We start from the raw sequence: 20,132 nt of genomic DNA, 5'->3' as shown, positions 1-20,132 counted from the left end.
CGATGCTAGCGCGCTGCTGGGGCAGGGGGAGCCTCCACGCCAGCCGCCTGCGCCGCCAGCGTGCCGAGCTGCTCGTAGAGCGGCAAGGTGTTGGTCGGCCCACCCATGTGGACGCGGTTGGCCAAGAGGATGGTGAAGCTCCGGCTGGTCGGATCGAGCCAGAAGGCGCAGCCGGTGAAGCCGGTGTGACCGAAGCTGGTCTTGGGATAGAGCTTGCCGCGCGGCCGCGAATAGGGCGTGTCGATGTCGAAGCCGAGAGCGCGCTTTTCCTTCAACTCGGGCGGCGACTGCGGCGTGCTCAGCAGGGCCACGCTCTGCTCGCTCAGGAAGCGCCGGCCATCGGGCAGCAGGCCGCCGGCCAGCAGCATGCGGGCGTAGCGGGCCAGGTCGCTGCTGGTGGTGAACAGGCCGGCATGGCCGGCCACGCCACCCATGCGCCGGGCCGTGGGGTCGTGCACCACACCGCGCAGGTACTCGCCCTCGGCCACCTTCTCGGTGGGTGCGATGCGTGCTGCCGGCGCGCCGCGTTGCAAGGGCAGGTAGCCGCTGTCCGTCATGCCCAGCGGCGCAAACAGCTGCGCCTCGGCCTGCTCGTGCAGCGGCGCAGCGCCGACCTGCTCGATCACCAGGCCGAGCAGGATGTAGCCGATGTCCGAATAGACGAACTGCGCGCCCGGCGCCGCGCGCAGCTTCTGGCCGCAGGCCTGCTGCTGGGCGCCGGCGGTGCCGCTCCAGGTTTCGCCATTCGGCAGCTTGGCGCCCATGCCGGCGGGCAGGCCGGCGGTGTGGGTGAGCAGATGTCGCAGTGTGATGCCGCCCCAGCTCTCATCGCCGCAAGCCGGCAGGTAGCGCTGCAGCGGCGCGTCCACGTCGAGCTTGCCCTGCTCGCGCAGCCGCTCGATCAGCGGTGCGGTGACGACGACCTTGGTCAGCGAGGCGGCGTCGTAGAGCGTGGCGTCATCGGCCGGCTCGGGCGAGGGCTGCAGAGCGCGCTGGCCGTAGGCCCGGTGATAGCTCTGGCCGGCCTGCTCGACCCACCAGACGCCGCCGGGCATCTGCTGCTTTTCGATCATGGCCGTGATGGCGGCATCGGCCTGCCGCAGTGCCTCGGCATTGAGTGGGCGAGGGGGCGCCAGCGCGCAGCCGGCGAGCAGCAAGGTCAAGGAAGCGGCAAGGGCAGGGCGCATGGCGATCAACGACAGCAGGATTCGGCGGATTGTGGGCGCAGCCATCGATGAGCTGTCATCGCTGCTTGGTGAGCGACCATGCGGTGAGGTTATGCGGCCGGGCCGCATTGACATTTGCCGACGCCTGCCGGCGCCCCTAAGCTCAGCCGGCTCCGCCGACCAGACCATGAACCTCCCCGCGTCCGCTCCTCATGATCACAGTGCCCCAGCGCTGGGCCTGGGGCTGGATGCGGGCGGCACGCAGACACGCTGGGCGCTGGCCGATGCGAACGGCATGCTCCGCGCCGAGGGCCATGTCAGCGGCTTCAGCGGCCTGCTGCTCGCCGACGCGGCCGGCCGCATTGCCCTGGCCCAGATCAGCCACCAGCTGGCCGCCGCCGTGCTCGCCCATGGTCGGCCGGTGCGGGCGCTGGCCGGCATCACCGGCCTGTCCGAGCGACCGCAGGCGCGGCAGATGGAAGATCTGCTGTCGCAGGCCCTCGGTCTCGCGCCCTCAGCCATCCGCTGCGGCAGCGACATGGACATCGCCTACCGAGCCGCCTTCAGTCCGGGCGAGGGCTATCTGCTCTATGCAGGCACCGGCTCCATCGCCGCCTTCATCGACGAACAAGGCCAGTTGCAGCGCGCCGGTGGCCGCGGTGGCTTGCTCGGCGACGAGGGCAGCGGCTACTGGATCGCCCGCGAGGCCCTGGCCGCCGTCTGGCGTGCCGAGGACGAAGAGCCCGGCGGCTGGGAGCGCTCATTGCTGGCGCGGACGCTGTTCGATGCCATCGGCGGCCACGACTGGGCCACCAGCCGGGCCTTCGTCTACGGCGCCGACCGGGGCGCCATCGGCCGGCTGGCCCTGGCTGTGGCCGCTGCCGCCAAGCAGGGCGATTCCGAGGCGCTGGCCCTGCTGGAACGCGCCGGCCGCGAGCTGGCACGGCCGCTGCTGGCCCTACAAAAGCGCTACGGCAAGCGCCCGGTTGCCGCCGCCGGCCGCGCGCTGCAATTGCATCCGATGATCGCCCAGGGTCTGCGCCAGGCGCTGCCCCAGGGCCTAGAGTTACGCACCGTCCACCTGGAACCCCACAAAAGCGCCGCCCTGCAGGCGGCCCAAGGCTCACATTCATGAAGACCCGCCTCCTCGCCGCCTCACTTGCCCTCTTGCTGTCCGCCTGCGCCACCGGCCCGCAGATCGACACGACCTACACCTCGCAGAACCAGGACAGCCGTGCGCTCTTCCTCGTCCTGCACTACACGGTGATCGACTTCGAGAAGTCGCTGCGCGTGCTGACCACCGGCGGCCAGGTCTCCAGCCATTACCTGGTGCGCGATGAGCCGCCCACCATCTACCGCCTGGTCGACGAGAACCGCCGCAGCTGGCATGCCGGCGCCAGTTCTTGGACTGGCCACAACAACCTGAACGCCTCGTCCATCGGCATCGAGATCGTCAATGCCGGCTATGTGGACGGCCCGAACGGCCGTGTCTATGCACCCTATCCGCAGAAGCAGATCGACCAGGTGATTGCGCTCGTGAAGGACATCGTCGCGCGCCACAAAATCCGCCCCGAGCGCGTGATCGGTCATGCCGACATCGCCCCCGGCCGCAAGCAGGACCCGGGCCCGATGTTTCCCTGGAAGCAGCTGGCCGACGCCGGCATCATCCCCTGGCCCGATGCGGCCAAGCTGGAGGCCAAACGCCAGGAGTACGCGGCCAAGGAGCTGCCGCCCGCCGAATGGTTCCAGGCTCGATTGGCCCAGGTCGGCTATTCGGTTCCGAAGAGCGGTGAGGTCGATACCGCGACCAAGGAAACCCTGGCCACCTTCCAGATGAAGTACCGCCCCAGCGACTACTCGGGCACGCCGGATTCGGAAACCGCCGCGCTGCTGGACGTGATCACCTCGCCGGGTGGGCTCATCCTGAAGGGCGAGGCTGACCAGGCCCCGCGCCCCTACACCTCGCGCTGGTGATGTTTGGCTTTCTTGCCCGCAAGCTGCTGGGCCTCGTGCCCACCTTGCTGGGCATCACGCTGCTGGCCTTCGGCCTGATACGGCTGATCCCGGGTGACCCCATCGAGGTGATGATGGGCGAGCGGCGGCTCGACCCCGAGGCCCATGCGGCCCTGGTGCACCGCCTCGGCCTGGACCAGCCGCTGCACCTGCAGTACCTCGATTACCTGGCCAAGCTGGCCCAGGGCGACCTGGGTGAATCCATGGTCAGCCGCGAGCCGGTGGCCAAGGAGTTCGCGGCCCTGTTCCCGGCCACGCTGGAGCTGGCCGGCGTGGCCCTGCTGCTGGCGATTGCGCTGGGGCTCACGCTCGGCCTCTTGGCGGCCCTGAAGCGCGGCTCGTTGCTGGATCAGGGCGTGATGGGCCTGGCCACGCTGGGCCATTCGATGCCGGTGTTCTGGTGGGGCCTGATCCTCATCATGTATTTCTCGGTGGGCCTCGGCTGGACGCCGGTGTCGGGCCGCGTCAGCGTGATCTACGAGGTGCAGCAGCACACGGGCTTCATGCTGATCGACAGCCTGTTCTGGGGCGAGCCGGGCGCCTTTGGCTCGGCCTGTTTGCATCTGCTGCTGCCAGGCCTGGTGCTGGGCACCAGCAGCACGGCCGTGGTGGCGCGGATGACGCGCAGCTCCATGCTGGAGGTGCTGCGCGAGGACTATGTGCGCACGGCCCGCGCCAAGGGCCTGTCGCCGCAGCGGGTGCTGGTCGTGCATGCGCTGCGCAATGCCCTGATCCCGGTGCTGACCGTGGTGGGCATGCAGACCGGAAGCCTGCTGGCCGGCGCCGTGCTGACCGAGACCATCTTCTCCTGGCCGGGCATTGGCAAATGGCTGATCGAGGCGATTGCACGGCGCGACTACCCGGTCGTGCAGGCCGGCATCCTGATCTCGGCCTGCACCTTCATCGCCGTCAACCTGGTGGTGGACCTGCTCTATGGCGTGGTCAATCCGCGCCTGCGGGGTGAGCGATGAGCGGCGAGCGCTATCCGTCGCCGCTGCGCGAGTTCTGGCTTGGCTTTTCGGCCAATCGCGGCGCCTTGGCGGCGCTGGTGTTCTTCGGCCTGGTGGCCATGGCTGCGCTGCTCGCGCCCTGGATCGCGCCGCACGATCCGGTGGAGCAGTACCGCAGCCAGATGCTGGCGCCGCCGGTCTGGGACGGCGGCAGCTGGAGCTTCGTCTTCGGCACCGACGAGCTGGGCCGCGACCTGCTGTCGCGCTTGCTGCATGGCGGCCGTGTGTCGCTGGGCATCGGCCTCGCCTCGGTGTTGCTGGCCATGGTTCCCGGCGTGGTGCTGGGCCTCACGGCGGCCTTTCATCAGCGCTGGCTCTCGCCGGTGGTGATGCGGGTGATGGACATCATGCTGGCCCTGCCCGGCCTCCTGCTCGCGATCTGCGTGATCACGGTGCTGGGGCCAGGTCTTTTCAACACGGTGATCGCCATCGCCATCGGGGCCTTGCCCGGCTACACCCGGCTCACGCGCGCGGCGGCCCTGGCCGAGATCGAGCGCGAATACGTGGTGGCGAGCCGCGTGGCCGGCGCCGGCCTGCTGCGGCTGATGTTCGTGACCGTGCTGCCCAACTGCCTGGCGCCCTTGATCGTCAATGCCAGCTTGAGCTTCTCGGCCGCCATCCTCGAGACGGCCGGCCTCGGCTTCCTGGGCCTTGGTGTGCAGGCACCCATGGCGGAGTGGGGCGGCATGCTGTCCTCGGCGCGCGACTACATCCAGCGTGCGCCCTGGGTGGTGATGCTGCCGGGCCTGACCATCCTGTGCACGGTGCTTTCGGTCAATCTGATGGGCGACGGGCTGCGCGATGCGCTGGACCCCAAGCTCCGCAAGGTGTCCTGATGCTTTCCATCCGCAACCTGCGCGTGCAGTTCGGCGCCTTCCCGGTGGTCGACGGCCTGGACCTCGACCTGGCGGCCGGTGAACTGCTCGGCATCGTCGGTGAATCGGGCTCGGGCAAGTCGGTCAGCATGCTGGCCCTGATGGGTCTGATCGAGGCACCGGGCCGCGTGACGGCGGACCAGCTGGAGTTCCAGGGCCGCGACTTGCTGAAGCTCGATGGGCGCGAGCGCCGCCGCCTGATAGGCGCCGAGCTGGCCATGGTGTTCCAGGATGCGCTGACCAGCCTCAACCCCAGCTACACCGTGGGCTACCAGATCGCCGAGGTGCTGAAGGCCCATCGTGGCCTGCGCGGCGCGGCCTTGCAGCGGCGCGTGCTGGAGCTGCTGGCGCTGGTCGAGATTCCCGACCCCGAACGCCGGGCGGCTGCCTATCCGCACCAGCTGTCCGGCGGCATGAACCAGCGCGTGATGATCGCCATGGCCATCGCCTGCGAGCCCAAGCTGCTGATCGCCGACGAGCCCACGACGGCCCTGGACGTGACCATCCAGGCACAGATCATGGACCTGCTTTTGCGCCTGCAGCGCGAGCAGGGCATGGGGCTGATCATGATCACGCATGACTTGGCCGTGGTGGCCGAGATGGCACAGCGAGTTTCAGTGATGTACGCCGGCCAGGTCGTAGAGACCGGCGCCGTGCCCGACCTTTTCGACGCGCCGCGTCACCCCTATACGCAGGCCCTGCTGGCCTCGATTCCTGAACACAGCCGGGGCGCCCGACGCCTGGCGGCCCTGTCCGGCATCGTGCCCGGCGCGTTGGACCGACCGCAGGGCTGCCTGCTGTCGCCGCGCTGCCCGCGTGTGCAAGCACGCTGCACGGCCGAGCGACCGGCGCTGTCGGACGGCGTGCGCTGCTTCTTCCCCGGTGAGCTGCATGGCTGACGACGCACCCATCCTCCTGCAGGCGCAAGACCTGGCACGCCATTACGCCGTGAGCCAGGGCCTGTTCAAGCCCAAGGCTGTGGTCAAGGCGCTGGACGGCGTTTCCTTCACGCTCAAGCGCGGCCGCACGCTGGCCGTGGTCGGCGAGTCGGGCTGCGGCAAGTCCACGCTGGCGCGGCAGCTGACGCTGATCGAAGCGCCCAGCGCCGGCTCGCTGCAGATCGCTGGCCTTGACGTGGCCACGGCGGCCAAGTCCGAGCTGAAGGGCCTGCGCCGCCAGGTGCAGATGGTGTTCCAGAACCCCTTTGCCTCCCTGAACCCGCGCCGCACGATCGCCGCCACGCTGGACGAGCCGCTGCTGCTCAACACCTCGCTCGGCAAAGCCGAGCGGCTGGAGCGCATCGAGGCGCTGGCGGCCAAGGTGGGGCTGCGCAGCGAGCATTTGCGCCGTTATCCCCACATGTTCTCGGGTGGCCAGCGCCAGCGCATCGCCATCGCGCGGGCCATGATCCTGAATCCCGGCATCGTCGTGGCCGACGAGCCGGTGTCGGCGCTGGACCTGTCCATCCAGGCGCAGATCCTCAACCTCTTCATGGACCTGCAGGCCGAGTTCCAGACCGGTTATGTGTTCATCTCGCACAACCTCTCGGTGGTCGAGCATGTGGCCGACGAGCTGATGGTGATGTACCTCGGTCGCGCGGTCGAGATCGGCGACAAGAAGGCGATCTACGCCCGGCCGCTGCATCCCTACACCCAGGCCCTGATGAGTGCCACGCCGGCCCTGCGCGCGGCGGACCGGCGCCAGCGCATCGTCATCCGGGGCGAACTGCCCAGCCCGCTGAATCCGCCGAGCGGCTGTGCCTTCCACAAGCGCTGCCCTCAGGCCGAGGCGCGCTGCGCGATGGAGCAGCCGCTGTTGCGTGCCGTTGAAGGGCGGCAGCTGGCTTGCTATCTCGTCGGCTGAGTTGGCAAGTCGGCGTCCGTATTGTGACAAAAATCGCGGGTTATCCCTTGGTTTTCAGCGCGTTTTTCGCATATCCATAACCGCGATACATACAACGGCGACACAAAGTAACTGTTATGGAGAGGGGCGGCGGCGTCATGCTCGGCAATTAGACCAATTGGCCTAATTTGCCTCAGGAGACCCGTCCATGATCCCGTCGTTCAAGCCTACCCCGGTTGCACAAGCCATTTCCCTGGCCCTGTTGCTGGCTGGCAGCTCTCTGGCAGCCGCCCAGGGCGCGCCCGCTGCCAGCGAGGCCGAGGCCAAGAAGGCCGCCGATGCCAAGAAGCAGCTGGAAACCGTCCAGGTGACCGGCATCCGCGCCTCGACCGAGCAGTCGCTGCTGATGAAGCGCGACGCCGGCGCCAACATCGACGTGATCACGGCGCTGGACGTGGGCAAGATGCCCGACAAGAACCTGGCCGACTCGCTGCAGCGCGTGGTCGGCGTGGCCGTGCGTACCGACTATGACGAGGCCGAGAAGGTCTCGATGCGCGGTACCAATCCGGACATGAGCCTGATCCTGTTCAATGGCCACACGGTCAGCGGCGGCGACTGGTACCTGGCCGACCAGAGCTCCAGCTCGCGCAGCACCTCGCTGAGCCTGATGCCCAGTTCGGTGCTGAACAGCGCCACGGTCTACAAGACCTCGCAGGCCAACATCGTGGACGGTGGCCTGGCCGGCACGATCAACGTGACGACCCGCAAGCCGCTCGAACAGAAGAAGAGCCTGGGCGGCGTGGTCAGCGTCGGCGGCGTCTATGCCGACCTGCCAGGCAAGACCGGCCCGCAGATCAATGCCAGCGCCAACTGGAAGAACGAGGCCAACAACCTCGGCGTGATCGGTCAGGTGTTTGCCGAGAAGCGCTATGTGCGCCGCGACTCCGTCTCGCGCCTGGCCTATGGCGCCAGCAGCGGCTGGGACATCATCAACACCAGCACCATGCTGGGCATCACCGACGCCTCGCTGGCCGGCACCGGCTACAAGGCCTCGGACCTGAACAATGTGCGGATGCCGGGCTCGATGGGCCTGGAGTTCGTCGAAGGCGAGCGTGACCGCAAGGGCGGCATGCTGTCGGTGCAGGCTCGCCCGAACAACGACTGGGACCTGGGCCTGACCGGCTTCTACTCGAAGATGAACGCGTCCAACTTCGGCCGCGCGACCATGAGCGCCATGAACAGCATGCTGCGCGGTCTGGCTGGCACGACGGGCGAAACCACGGTCTTCACCAACTCGGGCGGTCAGCGCGTCTATGCGCAGATCAAGAACCCGGTGATCGTCGAAGAGAAGACGATCTATGGCGACACGCTCAAGGTGCTGAAGAGCGCCGACATCGTGTTCCCGAACGGCACGACCCCGCAGTACGTGGGCAACTCGGAAGGCTTCTACCGCAGCGGCGCCAGCGCCAGCAGCGGCTTCCTGGACTTCGATGCCAAGTGGCAAGCCACCAAGGACCTGGTGTTCAAGGGCCTGGTCAGCACGACGCGCGGCGTCGGCCATACCGAGAACGACCGCGGCCTGACCTATGCCCGCTACGGCACCGGCATCTCCTACAAGTTCAACGGCCTGTATGACGCGCCTGACTTCCGCTACCTCGGCGCCGGCGACGGCTCCACGCCGGCCCTGAACGCCGACGGCAGCGGCTACAAGCTGGTCTCGCGCAGCGGCATCAACCGCTACAACACAGTGGACCGCGAGAAGAGCGTGGCCATCGACGGCGAGCTGACGCAGGACTTCGACATCTTCACCACGCTGCAGTTCGGCCTGCGCCGTGCGGACCACAACCGCGATTTCCGCCGCTCCATCGTGGCGATGAAGTCGGCCTTCAATGCCGCCACCGACTCGCCGCCGGTCTCGGCTGCGGTGAGCTATCCCGGTGACTTCGGCGATGGCCTGGGCGGCAACTTCGAGAACACCGGCTTCTACTTCCCGAAGCAGTACCTGGTCGACTACTTCAGCAAGGTCGCCAAGACCACCACGCCCGAGTTCGAGCGCTTCGTCAGCTCCGAGATTGAGCTGCGCGAGACGCAGACCTCGTTCTACGCGATGCAGAACTTCGACGACACCAAGAACAAGGTGTCCGGCAACGTCGGCATCCGCTTCGTGCGCACCATGGTCAATTCGATGACCCCGGTGCCGATTCCGGCGGGCCAGTGCGCGCGCATCGAACCGGGCAAGACGGTCACGCCTTGCGTGGCCTTCCCCGACGCGATCAACACCGCTGGCGATGCGGTCTCGTACTACGACGGCGCGGTGTGGAACCCGAACGCCGGCACGATGTACTACAAGAAGGCCAACAAGCGCAACTTCGACAACTTCCTGCCGAGCCTGAACCTGCGCTGGGAGCTGGACAAGAACCTGATCGGCCGCCTCGGGGTGTCCAAGACCATCGGCCGCCAGAACTACAACCTCTATGGCGCCAACTTCACCGGCGCCACCTGCACCTCGGACGGCTGCCAGGTCACGGGTCCCAACCCCGACCTGAAGCCGATGACCTCGCAGAACGTCGATGTGTCGCTGGCCTGGTACTTCGCACGCCGCTCGCTGGCCTCGATCAGCTTCTTCAACTCGCGCATCGACGGCTATGCCAAGACCGGCGCAGTGAAGAGCGGTGCCTCGGTGGATCTGTACGACTCGAGCACCGGCACCTTCCGCAACTACCTGATCAACACCTCGACCCAGCAGGTGGCACGCATCAAGGGTGTGGAACTGGCCTATGAGCAGCCCATCGGCGCCGGCTTCGGCTTCACCACCAACGCCAGCCTGGCCGAGACCTCGGTGGAAGACGGCCGCCCGATGACCGGCGCCTCCAAGGTGGCCGGCAACATCGGCGGCTACTTCGAGAACGACGTCTTCAGTGCCCGCCTGGTCTTCAACTACCGCGGCAAGTACGTGTCGAGCACGACAGCGCCGGCGCCGACGGCCAACAGCCAGGGCCTGTCGACAATCGGTGGCGTCTTGATGCCGACCGCGCCGACCATCGCGGCCCCGGTCACCAACGTGGCCATGTCGTTGAACTACAAGCTGACCAAGGAGCTGGAACTCTCGTTCAACGCCACCAACCTGACCAACCCGGCCCGCGCCCAGTACCGCTACAGCGAACTGGAACAGCAGAAGCTGGACGTCAGCGGCCGCCAGTACTACCTGGAAGCCCGCTACAAGTTCTGACCCTGGTTGGACTACTCTGTGAAAGGCCGCCCTCGGGCGGCCTTTTCAATTTCAGGATGCCACCTGCGGCCAGTCGATCGCCACGCAGGTCCCCCCATCGGCGCCCGGGCCTATATGCAGCAGCGCGCCGATGCTGGCGGCGCGGGCGCGCATATTGGCCAGGCCATGGCCGGCGGGCGCGTCGGCGGGTGCGGGTAGCTGGCCTATGCCGTCGTCGGTCAGGCGCAGTTGCACCTCGGCCGGCTTGCCGGCGGTGGCGGGCAGCCAGCGCGCGCTGACGGTCACCTGCCGAGCCTGCGCATGCTTGAGCACATTGGTGAAGGCCTCCAGCAGGATGCGCTGCAGTTGCAGCACGGCCTGCGGCGAGAGCTCGGCCAGCGGCGGCAGGCTGGCCACGTCCCAGACCACGCGCAGGCCCGCCGCCTGCAGGCGAGGCTGCAGGCGGTAGCGCAGGGTGGCCAGCACGATGGTCAGATCGGCGTCCATCGGCTGCAGTGAATCGACGGCCATGCGCATTTCGTCCAGCGCATGACGCACCTGCATCTCGAGCTGCTGGCGGTCGCCACCGCCCTCCACGCTGACCATGTTCAGCAGGCCCACCAGCTGCGAGCCTATGCCGTCGTGGATCTCACGCATGATGCGCTGGCGCTCGCTCAGCACGGCCTGCTCCTGCTGCTGGCTGCGCAGCGCCTCGAAGGCCTGGCGCAGATGCTCCTCGCGCTCGGCCACTCGCTCGGCCAGGTGCTCGTTGAGGGCGCGGTAGTCGGTCACCGTGCGGCTGTAGCGGCCCACCACCACCCAGGCCAGCACCAGCACGAAGCCGAACATCGCATGGGGCGTCAGCTGGCGGCTCATCTCGCCGAGCCAGCCGGTGCGTACGAGGAAGAAGTCGTGCACGCCGGCCATCACGGCCAGGGCGCCGCTGAACACCACCATCCAGGCGATGGCCTGGCGGCTGCGCCAGGCCTCGCGCAGCACCATCGCCAGGCAGGCCACGCTCAGGCTCAGCAGCAGGCCGAGGGCGGCCGTCCAGTAGTGGCGTTGCAGCAGAGCGAACGACAGGCTGGCAAGCAGCGTGGTGAGCACCAGGGCCGCGTGGATGGCGCGCACCATCCAGCGCGGGTTCTGGCCCAGCACCAGCACGATGAAACGATTCAGCAGCACGATCTGCCAGCCATAGCTCAGGGCCAGCAGGGCGCCCCAGAAGGGCCAGGGCAGCAGGGCGTCGGGCCAGACCGCATCCAGCGGCCGCAGCACGCCGGCCAGGGCCGCGAGGCTGAAACAGCCGAACACCGGATCGCGCTGGCGCCACCACAGGCCGGCGGCCAGGCCGCCCATCAAGAGGAAGCTGGCCACATAGGCGGCGGGCAGGACCTGGTCGAAGAGCCGCCAGCGCGCCTGCAAGGCCTCGGCCTCCTCGGGCGGGCCCAGGTGCAGCGGCGTGAGCAGCGCGCCGCGCAGGGCCTGGGCCTGCAGCTCCACCTGCAGCTCGTTGGCCCCTTCATTGAGCATCTCGGCCGGCAGCATCAGCAACTGGCTCTGCTTGGCCATGTCCTGCGAAGGCCGGCTGCCGAGTTGGGCCAGCGGATGACCATTCAGCCGCAGGCGGGCCTGGTTGCCGATGCGCTCGATCAGCAAGGCGCGCGGCTGGCGACCTTCGGGCAGTTGCAGGCGCAGCAGGGCGCGGCCGGCGTGACCATTGCGCTGCTTGTCCCAGCGCAGCGGCAGGGGCAGGGCCTGCTCGGTGCCGGCGGCCTCGCCTTCGGCCTGCAGGCTGACGCAGGCCGCGCTCACGCGCCACCAGCCGGGCCGGCTTTCGAGCTGCGCCGGCGGCGGTTGGCAGGCCTGGGCCGGACCGGCGATCAGCAGCAGGAGGAGCAGCAGCCGAAGGAAGAGCGAAGGCCTAGCGCAGCAGCCCATACTGCCTGGCTTCGAACACGGCCTCGCTGCGGTTGTGCACGCCCAGCTTGCCGTAGATGTTGCGCACATGGGTCTGCACCGTGGTCACCGAGATGGCCATCTGCTGGGCGATCTCGGCATAAGTGAAACCCCGGGCGATCAGGTCCAGCACCTCGGTCTCGCGCCGTGACAGCGCTTCGGGCTGCGGCCCGGTGCGGCTGGCCGGCGGCGGCTGGTCGGCGCGCCAGCGGGCCAGCAGCTGGCGGGCGATGATGGGCGTCATCGGCGAGCCGCCGGCATGCAGGCTCAGCACATGGGTGGCGAGGTCGGACTCGGTGCCGTCCTTCAGCAGATAGCCGCGTGCCCCGGCCTCGAAGGCGCGCAGCATGTTCGCTTCGTCGCCGAACATGGTGATCACCATGGCGGCGCAGGCGGGCTGCATGCGGCAGCAGCGCTGGATCAGTTCCAGGCCCGACAGATCGGGCAGGCCCAGGTCGACCAGCAGCACATCGACCGGGTTGTCGACGAACCAGGCCAGCAGTTCGGCCGCCGTCGAGGCGCTGAAGGCCAGGCGCAGCGAGGGTTCGGCCGCAATCACATGGCAGAGCCGCTCGCGGGTGCGGCTGTCGTCCTCGACCAGGGCGACGGTGATGGCGGTGGCAACGGCGGGGGATTGCATGGCGGCGATGTTGTCAGGGCCGGCCGTCCAACGCCAGCGGCAAATCCTCCTGTGAACGCAGGAGCTGCCCCTGGAAGCAGGGGCGGGCCCACCCCGGCGGGCTCCTCATTTCGAGGGATACGCGCTCGGTGGCTGTTTGCCTAACACTCCGGGCTCACGACAAGGCGATCACGCCTGCACAGGGAGCCTGCCATGCTTGAACTGCTGGATCGTTCGATCCCGAACGCGGCCTTGCCCGGCCAGAACTTCATCGAGCGGCGCCGCTCGCCGGCGAGCGGCGCCTTGCTGGGCCAGGGGCTGTTCGGCGCCTTGGCCGGCGCCATCCTCGACGAGATTGACTATCCGGTGCTGCTGGTTGACGAAGAGCTGCACCTCCAGCATGGCAACCGCATCGCCCGCAGCCTGCTGGTGCGGCGTGAAAGTCTGATGCTCGAAGCCGGCCAACTGCAGCTGCGCAGCGAGACGCAGCAGCTGCAACTGCGCCGGGCGGTCGATGCCGCCGTTCAGCGGGGGCGCCGCAGCCTGATCGCGCCGCGCGGCGAGCCAGGCCAGCCATCGCTGGCGGTGTTGCCTGCCGGACCGGGCAGCAAGCTGGCGCTCGTGATGCTGGCCAAGCCCGCGCTGTGCCAAGGGCTGACGCTGCAGGCCTATGCCCGCGAGCATGGCCTCACCGAGGGCGAGCGCGAGGTGCTGGGGTCTTTGTGTGCCGGCCATTCGCCGGAGGAGATCGCCCAGCAGCGCAAGGTGGCTTTGTCGACGGTGCGCACCCAGATCGGCGCGATCCGTGCCAAGACCGGCGCACGCGACATCGGTGCCCTGGTGCGCAGCATGGCGGTGCTGCCGCCGCTGGTCCACGCCCTGGTCGAAGGGCATTGATTCGCGCGCTGCAGCGGCGGTCCAACGGCAGGTTTGAGGCCGAGGCTCGGCTCGGTCACAATCGCCCACCGTGTTGAAACCAGCCCATGCCGTTCCTCTGCTGAGTTCCTGGCTGCGCGCACTGTCCGTCAGTGCGCTGCTGAGCCTGGGCTTGCTGCTGAGTATTCGGGTTAACGCTGATGCTCCCGCCGCAGCGCCGGCCGCCGCCACGCAGCGCTGGTCTCAGCTGGCCGAGCTGAGTTTCCGCCACCTGCGCCAGGAAGATGGCCTGCCCAACGAGATCGCCACGGCCGTGGCCGAGGACGGTGCCGGCTACCTCTGGGTCGGTTCGTTGGGCGGCCTGGCGCGCTGGGACGGCTACCGCTTCCGTATCTATCAAACCGATGCCGAACGCCCCGGCGCGCTGCCGGATGGCTTCATCCAGACCCTGCACGGCGACCGCAAGGGTCGGCTCTGGATAGGCACACAGGGCGCGGGCCTGGCCCGTTACGAGCCGGCCACCGACGGTTTCGTCGGCTACCCGGTCGGGCCGCTGGGCCTGGCCCATGTCAGCGTGCGCGCCATCGCCGACGACGGCCAGGGCGGCCTCTGGGTGGCGAGCGAAGGCGGCCTGGACCACCTCGACACCGAAAGCGGCCGCTTCCACCGCGTGCTGCCCACCAACGGTGCCGATGCCCCCGGGGCGCGCGTCTGGACGGTGCTGCAGGACAGCCGCGCCGGTCTGTGGGTGGGTACCGAGAAGGGCCTTTTCCACCGTCCCGGCGGGGCTGTGCGATTCCAGCGCATGCAGCTGCCGGTCAGTGGCCGTCAGCCCGAGCCGCGCTCGCTGTTCGAGGACAGTGCCGGCCGGCTCTGGATAGGCACGCTGCAGCATGGGGCCTTCGTGCTGGAACCGGGCGAGACCCAGCCGGCAGCCTTGCAGGCCGAGACCCCGGACCGGCCCTCGCTGGCCGTCCAGCATGTGGTGACCATCAACGAGATGCGACCCGGCGAGGTTTGGCTCGGCACGCTGAGCCATGGCATCTTCGCCTTCGATGCGGCGAGCCGCCGGGCCCGGGTGATCCAGCACAAGCCGGCGCTCGCGGTCAGCCTGGCCGATAACTCGATCAAGTCGCTGTACCGCGACCGCTCAGGCCTGTTGTGGGTGGCGACCAACCGGGGCCTCAGCCGCAACGACCCCAGCCAGCGTGCCGTGCTCACCATGTATGGCACGCCGCCTTGCGAGGCCGCGCCGTGTCGCGAGGTCACGGTGTCGAACGAGGTCAGCTGGATCCTGCCGACGGCTGATGGCAGGATCTGGCTGGGCACGCACAAGCGCGGTGTCGAGATCATCGATCCCAACGGCGGCCGCGTCGGCTGGCTGCGTCCCGACGCGACCCAGCCCGAGCGCGCCCTGCCGCAGGACGTGGTGGTGGCGCTGGAGCAGGTCGCCGACGGCACGGTCTACATAGGCACCAAGCGCGGCCTCTACCGCGCCAGCGGCGACGGCAAGCGCGTGCAGCGTGTGCGCATCGAAGGCCGCGACCCGGCCGAGTCCAGCTGGGCGCTGCTGGCCGACGGCGACACGCTGTGGATTGGCGGCCAGTCCGACGGACTCTGGGCCCTCAACCTGCGGACCGACAAGGCCCGGGCCGTGCTGTCCGAGCCGGCGCGGCAGCTGAGCGACCAGCGCATCTTCACGCTGGCGCGTGGCCCGGGCGGCAGCCTCTGGATAGGCACGCGCATGGGCTTGAACCGCTTGTTCACTGCCACCGGCAAGGTGCAGCGCATCGTGCCCGATCCGGCGCGTCCGGACGGCCTCAGTGCTGGCTTCATCACCTCGCTCTACACCGATCGCCAGCAAAGGCTGTGGGTGGGTACCTATGGTGGGGGCATCAGCCTGCTTGAAGGCAGCAGCGAGCCGCTGCACTTCCGTCACGTCGGCAAGGCCCAGGGCCTGCCCAACGAGAACATCAATGCCTTGCAGGAAGATCGCCAGGGCCTGGTCTGGGCCAGCACCGACAACGGCCTGGCCCGCATCGACCCTGCCACCTTGCAGGCCCAGAGCCTGCGGCGGGCCGAGGGTGTGGAATTCCTGACTTACTGGACCGGCTCGGCGGCGTCCACCAGCGCCGGTGAGCTGCTGTTCGGCGGTGCGGGAGGCCTGTCCATCGTGCGGCCCGACCAGTTCCAGCGCTGGAACTACCGGCCGCCGGTGGTGCTGACCGCGCTGCGCCTGGGCGATCAGTGGCTGAGCCAGTCCCAGCTGGCCCAGCTCGGTAGCGAGACGCTGGAGCTGCCGTCCGAAGGCGGCCAGTTGGTGGGCGAGCTGGCGGCGCTCGACTACTCGGCGCCCGAGCGCAACCGCTATGCCCACAAGCTTGAGAACCTGGACCGCAAATGGGTGGAGCTGGAGCCGGGGCAGCGCCAGTTCAGCTACAACAACCTGCCGCCCGGCAACTACCGGCTGATGCTGCGCGGTGCCAACCGCGACGGCGTCTGGACCGAGAAGGAGCTGGCCGTGTCGCTGCGCGTGCTGCCGGCCTGGCACCAGACCTGGTGGTTCCGCGGCCTGCTGCTGCTGGCCATCCTGGGCGGCGTGGTGCTGGTGGTGCAGGCGCGCACGCGCTGGCTGCGCATGCGCGAGCAGCAGCTGTCGCGCCTGGTGGCCGAACGCACGGCCGAGCTCGAGACGCTGTCGGCCGCCTTGGCGCAGAAGTCGCTCGTGCTGGAGCGCGCCAGCATCAGCGACCCGCTGACCGGCCTGCACAACCGGCGCTTCCTGGCTGAGCACATCGAGACAGCTCTGGCCGCCAGCCTGCGCCGCGTGCGCGAGGCCCGCCTGCATGAAAGCGAGCCGCCGCCCGATTGCGATTCGCTGTTCTTCCTGATCGACGTCGACCACTTCAAGCGCGTCAACGACCAGTACGGCCATGCGGCCGGCGATGCGGTGCTGGTGCAGTTCGGCCGCCGCCTGCAGCAGCTGATGCGCGAGTCGGACTACGTGGTGCGCTGGGGCGGCGAGGAATTCCTGGCCGTGGCACGCGACACCAACCGCAGCCGTGCCGCCGAGCTGGCCGAGCGCATCCGCTGTGTCATGGCCGATACGCCTTTCGAGCTGGACGATGGCCGCCTGCTGCGCGTCAGCTGCTCGATAGGCTTTGCCTGCATGCCCTTCATCACCGACAAGCCCAAGGCCCTCGGCTGGCAGGATGCGGTCAAGCTGGCCGACCAGGCCTTGCTCGGCGCCAAGCGCAGCGGCCGCAACGCCTGGGTCGGCCTGCTGGCCACCGGCAGCACGCCGGACTTCCGCCTGCCCGAGCTGCTGCAGAACGGCCTGCATGCGCTGCTGTGGGCCGGTCAGCTGGAGCTGATGAGCAGCCGGCCGCCGGTGCTGGTCAGCGCTGCGCTGGCGCCGGACGCCGCCATGCCCTCGGGCGATACGCGCTAATCCGGCGGCCGATTCAGTAGGGCAGGACCTGGTCCTGCTCGCCCGGCTTGCAGCCTTCGGCGAGCGGCTCCCAGCCGCGATGGATCACGATGCGCTCGCGGTCGTGGCAGAACTCGATGCGCCGGGCCCCGGGCCAGCGCTCACGCGCGAAGGACTCGATGGCATCGGGCAGGCTAATCTGTACCCGTTTGGCCGCCAGATCCTCGGGCGGATGGTCATCGCTGTGCAGCCAGGGGATCAGGTGCGAGAGCCACATCAGCGGCCGCCAGCCCACATCCACCTCATGCGGCCGGTAGCCGCTCTGGCGCAACCAGGCCTGGGCTTGCTGGCGCGGCGGCAGTTCGGCATCGTCCGCGCCACCCCAGGCGCTGGCCAGTAGCTCGATCAGCCATTGGTTGCAGTTCTGGTACTGCAGGCTCCAGGGATAGGCATTGGCGCTGTAGCGCTCACCGAGCAGGGCGCGGGCGCGGGCGTCGTCCAGGCCGGCGCGGGCCAGCGGCTCGGCCGCCTCGGCCGGCAGCAGCACGATGGAGGCATAACCCAGGGCGGGGTCATGCGTGCCGAGCAGGAAGCCGCTCAGGCCTTCGTCGTAGAGGCGCGGCTGGTCGGCCTCGCAGTTGTAATAGAGCTGGCGCACCGACCAGGGCGCGTTCGTGCTGTCCTTCAGGCTCAGCCCGGCATGCGAGTAGCGGATACCGAAGCGCGCGAGATCCAGGCCCGAGCGGGCGACGAGGGCCAGGCCTTGCCCCGAGGCCTGCAACTCGGCCTTGATGACGGCGGCAAAGCGGATCAGCCGGTCCTGCTCGGCCGCGCTGGGGTCCGGGGGCTTGCTGCAGAGTTGCAGGCTGCCGGCATTGCAGCTGATGGCTGCGGCACAGAGCAGCGCCGCAGCCGAGAAACGCCAGAACATCAGACGGGGCGGGCCTTCAGCTCCTTGTGCCACGCGTCTTCGAGTACCAGGAAGAAGGCCTGTGTCGTCGTCGTGTTGGAGAACTCGAGGCCATAGGGCCGCTCGGCGGCGGTGATCTGGGCGCCGGTGGCGATCACACCGCCCTTGTCGGCCGCCTGGCGCGGCAAGATCAGCACGAACTCGCCACCTTCTGGGGCCAGGGCCTGCAGGCGCAGCCGCACATGGCCCGGGCGCTGGGCGGCCTCGGCCACCTCGATGACCTTGTAGTTGCCGGCGGCCACCTTCTTGTCGCCGCCGCTGCTGCTGTGGCTGCTGCGCTCGATGGAGTCGGACACGCTGCCCGAAGTCGAGGAGGCGCTGTTGGAGGCCGAGGACACGACCGAGGAATCGGCCCAGGCACTCTCGGAGGCCAGGCAGAGGGCGGCAGTGCAGAGCGTGAAGATCAGCGAAGTTCGGGACATGGTTTCCCCAGCGGTGTGGCGTGCCGGCGAGGATACCCGAGGGGCCAAGTCCAGCCCATGAGACAAAGTTATAGTCCGAGCCGGTGTTCTCACTTGTTGTACCCCGGGGCGCTTCCAACAATGGCCGTCCCTCACCGACCCGCTGGCTCGTCCATGAAGTCCCTGCAGTTGCTGTTCCGTGTCGCCGCCGGCGCAGCGCTGCTCGCGGCCTTGGCTGTGCAGGCCAAGCCGCTGGTGTTCTGCAGCGACGCCAGCCCCGAGGGCTTCGACCCCGGCCTCTGGGACAGTGCCTCGACCAATACCGTCACGCACCAGATCTTCCAGGGCCTGGTCGGCTTCAAGCGTGGCAGCACCGAGCTCGAACCGGCCCTGGCCACGCGCTGGGAAATAGCGCCCGACGCCCGCAGCATCACCTTCGAGTTGCGCCAGGGCGTGCGCTTCCAGACCACGGCCTTCTTCAAGCCGACGCGTGAATTCAATGCGGACGATGTGCTGTTCACGTTCCAGCGCTTCATCGACCCGCAGCATCCGTTCAATAAAGCCTTTCCGGCCAACTTCATCTATCCCTCGAACCTGGGCCTGGCCAAGCTGATAGCGGGCATCGACAAGCTGGACGGGCACCACATCCGCTTCCGCCTGCGCCAGCCCAACGTGACCTTCCTCGCCAACTTCGCGATGGCCTGGGCCGGCATCCATTCGGCCGAGTACGGCGCGCAGCTGCTGCGCGAGGGCCGGGCGCGGCAGATCAACAACCAGCCGGTGGGCACCGGGCCCTACCGCTTCAAGTCCTATGCCAAGGACGACGTGATCCGCCTGGAGGCCAACCCCGACTACTGGGGCCCGCCGCAGCGCACGGAGAAGCTGATCTTCGCGATCAGCCGCGAGCCCAATGTGCGCGTGCAGAAGCTGCTGGCCGGTGAATGCCATGTGGCCGCCGCACTGCGCGACGTGGACCTGGCTTCGCTGGACAAGCGGCCCGACGTGGTCAAGGTCGCCAAGGCGCCGGCGCTGAACATCTCCTACCTGTCCTTCAACCTGCGCAAGCCGCCCACCGACCAGCGCCTGGTGCGCGAGGCGCTGGACATCGCCATCGACCGCGACAGCATCTTCAAGGCCCTGTTCCCGCGCGGCGATGCGCTGCAGGCGGTGAGCGCCTTCCCGCCTGCCATCCCTGGCTACAACAAGGCCTTGAAGAACGAATACAACCCGGCACGCGCCCGCGCGCTGCTCGCCGAGGCCGGCTTTGCCCAGGGCCTGGACATCGAGCTCTGGGCGCTGCCGGTGACCCGCCCGCACAACCCGAACGGCCAGTTGATGGCCCAGCTGATCCAGCAGGACTGGGCTCGCATCGGCGTGCGCGCCAGCATCAAGACCTATGAATGGGGCGAGTACCTGAAGCGCGCCAACAACGGCGAGCACAGCGTCTACATGAGCGGCTGGGCCGGCGAGACCGGCGATGCCGACGAGTTCCTCACGCCCAATCTGTCCTGCGCCGCCAACACCACCGGCGTGAAGTTCTGCAACCGCGAGTTCGAGGCCTTGATCGACGCGGCCCGCGTGACGCCGGACGCCGACAAGCGCCGCCAGCTGTACGAGCTGGCGCAAGTGGTGTTCAAGCGCGAACGGCCCTGGATCCCCATGGCGCATTCGTCGGTCTACATTCCGATGCGGCGCGATGTGCAGGGCCTCGTCATGTCGCCCAATGGCAGCGTCGACTTCGAAAACGTCTACAGGGATTGAGC

General features: G+C 68.5%; 15 protein-coding genes. 10 read left to right on the top strand and 5 right to left on the bottom strand.

The genetic code is table 11. The features are described 5' to 3' along the window. Positions 1-5 precede the first annotated feature (5 nt). Positions 6-1,187 carry a serine hydrolase domain-containing protein gene (locus J7U46_RS15395; RefSeq protein ID WP_282827347.1) on the bottom strand — a complete coding sequence of 394 codons (1,182 nt, stop codon included), beginning with the start codon at positions 1,185-1,187 and terminating at the stop codon, positions 6-8. Positions 1,188-1,353: 166 nt separating this feature from the next. Between J7U46_RS15395 and J7U46_RS15390 the strand changes: the two genes are divergently transcribed. The 7 genes from J7U46_RS15390 to J7U46_RS15360 all read left to right on the top strand — a co-directional run bounded on the left by J7U46_RS15390 (position 1,354) and on the right by J7U46_RS15360 (position 10,135). Continuing rightward, positions 1,354-2,301, top strand: a complete 948-nt coding sequence (locus J7U46_RS15390; protein ID WP_282827345.1) for a BadF/BadG/BcrA/BcrD ATPase family protein — start codon at positions 1,354-1,356, stop codon at positions 2,299-2,301. Beyond that, complete coding sequence (locus J7U46_RS15385) at positions 2,298-3,140, top strand: N-acetylmuramoyl-L-alanine amidase (RefSeq protein ID WP_282827343.1); 843 nt, start codon at positions 2,298-2,300, stop codon at positions 3,138-3,140. Before J7U46_RS15390 ends, J7U46_RS15385 begins: the two co-directional genes overlap by 4 nt. Then, the gene (locus tag J7U46_RS15380; RefSeq protein WP_282827340.1) at positions 3,140-4,150 is read left to right on the top strand and encodes an ABC transporter permease subunit; all 1,011 of its coding nucleotides are present in this window, start codon (positions 3,140-3,142) and stop codon (positions 4,148-4,150) included. Before J7U46_RS15385 ends, J7U46_RS15380 begins: the two co-directional genes overlap by 1 nt. After that, positions 4,147-5,025, top strand: coding sequence for an ABC transporter permease subunit (locus tag J7U46_RS15375; RefSeq protein ID WP_282827338.1), 879 nt, complete (start codon positions 4,147-4,149; stop codon positions 5,023-5,025). Before J7U46_RS15380 ends, J7U46_RS15375 begins: the two co-directional genes overlap by 4 nt. Further along, entirely contained in the window at positions 5,025-5,963 is a 939-nt protein-coding gene (locus J7U46_RS15370) for an ABC transporter ATP-binding protein (protein WP_282827336.1), read from the top strand. The genes J7U46_RS15375 and J7U46_RS15370 overlap by 1 nt, the downstream gene beginning before the upstream one ends. Then, entirely contained in the window at positions 5,956-6,927 is a 972-nt protein-coding gene (locus J7U46_RS15365) for a peptide ABC transporter ATP-binding protein (RefSeq protein WP_282827334.1), read from the top strand. The genes J7U46_RS15370 and J7U46_RS15365 overlap by 8 nt, the downstream gene beginning before the upstream one ends. 187 nt (positions 6,928-7,114) lie before the next feature. Continuing rightward, a complete protein-coding gene (locus tag J7U46_RS15360) occupies positions 7,115-10,135 on the top strand; it encodes a TonB-dependent receptor (RefSeq protein ID WP_282827333.1) in 3,021 nt (1,006 codons plus the stop codon). 51 nt (positions 10,136-10,186) lie between these two features. On the opposite strand, the gene J7U46_RS15355 is transcribed toward J7U46_RS15360, so the two are convergent. Continuing rightward, the gene (locus J7U46_RS15355) at positions 10,187-12,055 is read right to left on the bottom strand and encodes an ATP-binding protein (RefSeq protein WP_282827331.1); all 1,869 of its coding nucleotides are present in this window, start codon (positions 12,053-12,055) and stop codon (positions 10,187-10,189) included. Next, positions 12,039-12,713, bottom strand: a complete 675-nt coding sequence (locus tag J7U46_RS15350) for a response regulator transcription factor (protein ID WP_282827329.1) — start codon at positions 12,711-12,713, stop codon at positions 12,039-12,041. Before J7U46_RS15350 ends, J7U46_RS15355 begins: the two co-directional genes overlap by 17 nt. A 192-nt stretch (positions 12,714-12,905) precedes the next feature. Between J7U46_RS15350 and J7U46_RS15345 the strand changes: the two genes are divergently transcribed. Both J7U46_RS15345 and J7U46_RS15340 read left to right on the top strand, forming a co-directional pair. Continuing rightward, positions 12,906-13,589 carry a LuxR family transcriptional regulator gene (locus tag J7U46_RS15345; protein ID WP_282827327.1) on the top strand — a complete coding sequence of 228 codons (684 nt, stop codon included), beginning with the start codon at positions 12,906-12,908 and terminating at the stop codon, positions 13,587-13,589. A 70-nt stretch (positions 13,590-13,659) separates the two neighbouring features. Then, positions 13,660-17,019: a ligand-binding sensor domain-containing diguanylate cyclase gene (locus tag J7U46_RS15340; RefSeq protein WP_282827325.1), complete on the top strand. Its 3,360-nt coding sequence runs from the start codon at positions 13,660-13,662 to the stop codon at positions 17,017-17,019. Positions 17,020-17,032: 13 nt separating this feature from the next. Here J7U46_RS15340 and J7U46_RS15335 read toward each other — a convergent pair whose 3' ends face one another. Further along, a complete protein-coding gene (locus J7U46_RS15335) occupies positions 17,033-17,929 on the bottom strand; it encodes a DUF2145 domain-containing protein (protein ID WP_282827324.1) in 897 nt (298 codons plus the stop codon). Continuing rightward, a complete protein-coding gene (locus tag J7U46_RS15330; RefSeq protein ID WP_282827322.1) occupies positions 17,929-18,390 on the bottom strand; it encodes a hypothetical protein in 462 nt (153 codons plus the stop codon). Before J7U46_RS15330 ends, J7U46_RS15335 begins: the two co-directional genes overlap by 1 nt. Positions 18,391-18,543: 153 nt before the next feature. On the opposite strand from J7U46_RS15330, the gene J7U46_RS15325 reads away from it, so the two are divergent. After that, complete coding sequence (locus tag J7U46_RS15325) at positions 18,544-20,130, top strand: ABC transporter substrate-binding protein (RefSeq protein ID WP_282827320.1); 1,587 nt, start codon at positions 18,544-18,546, stop codon at positions 20,128-20,130. Positions 20,131-20,132: the final 2 nt, after the last annotated feature.

It is taken from the genome of Pelomonas sp. V22 (assembly GCF_030014915.1).
Lineage (GTDB): Bacteria > Pseudomonadota > Gammaproteobacteria > Burkholderiales > Burkholderiaceae_C > JAUASW01.
The sequence above is the reverse complement of the archived record's forward strand: the minus strand, read 5'-3'. Positions and strand labels throughout refer to the sequence as shown.

Bases quoted from the DNA above. Each gene is read 5' to 3' on its own strand.
- J7U46_RS15395 (WP_282827347.1), bottom strand. From the start codon at position 1,187: ATGCGCCCTGCCCTTGCCGCTTCCTTGACCTTGCTGCTCGCCGGCTGC.
- J7U46_RS15390 (WP_282827345.1), top strand. From the start codon at position 1,354: ATGAACCTCCCCGCGTCCGCTCCTCATGATCACAGTGCCCCAGCGCTG.
- J7U46_RS15385 (WP_282827343.1), top strand. From the start codon at position 2,298: ATGAAGACCCGCCTCCTCGCCGCCTCACTTGCCCTCTTGCTGTCCGCC.
- J7U46_RS15380 (WP_282827340.1), top strand. From the start codon at position 3,140: ATGTTTGGCTTTCTTGCCCGCAAGCTGCTGGGCCTCGTGCCCACCTTG.
- J7U46_RS15375 (WP_282827338.1), top strand. From the start codon at position 4,147: ATGAGCGGCGAGCGCTATCCGTCGCCGCTGCGCGAGTTCTGGCTTGGC.
- J7U46_RS15370 (WP_282827336.1), top strand. From the start codon at position 5,025: ATGCTTTCCATCCGCAACCTGCGCGTGCAGTTCGGCGCCTTCCCGGTG.
- J7U46_RS15365 (WP_282827334.1), top strand. From the start codon at position 5,956: ATGGCTGACGACGCACCCATCCTCCTGCAGGCGCAAGACCTGGCACGC.
- J7U46_RS15360 (WP_282827333.1), top strand. From the start codon at position 7,115: ATGATCCCGTCGTTCAAGCCTACCCCGGTTGCACAAGCCATTTCCCTG.
- J7U46_RS15355 (WP_282827331.1), bottom strand. From the start codon at position 12,055: ATGGGCTGCTGCGCTAGGCCTTCGCTCTTCCTTCGGCTGCTGCTCCTC.
- J7U46_RS15350 (WP_282827329.1), bottom strand. From the start codon at position 12,713: ATGCAATCCCCCGCCGTTGCCACCGCCATCACCGTCGCCCTGGTCGAG.
- J7U46_RS15345 (WP_282827327.1), top strand. From the start codon at position 12,906: ATGCTTGAACTGCTGGATCGTTCGATCCCGAACGCGGCCTTGCCCGGC.
- J7U46_RS15335 (WP_282827324.1), bottom strand. From the start codon at position 17,929: ATGTTCTGGCGTTTCTCGGCTGCGGCGCTGCTCTGTGCCGCAGCCATC.
- J7U46_RS15330 (WP_282827322.1), bottom strand. From the start codon at position 18,390: ATGTCCCGAACTTCGCTGATCTTCACGCTCTGCACTGCCGCCCTCTGC.
- J7U46_RS15325 (WP_282827320.1), top strand. From the start codon at position 18,544: ATGAAGTCCCTGCAGTTGCTGTTCCGTGTCGCCGCCGGCGCAGCGCTG.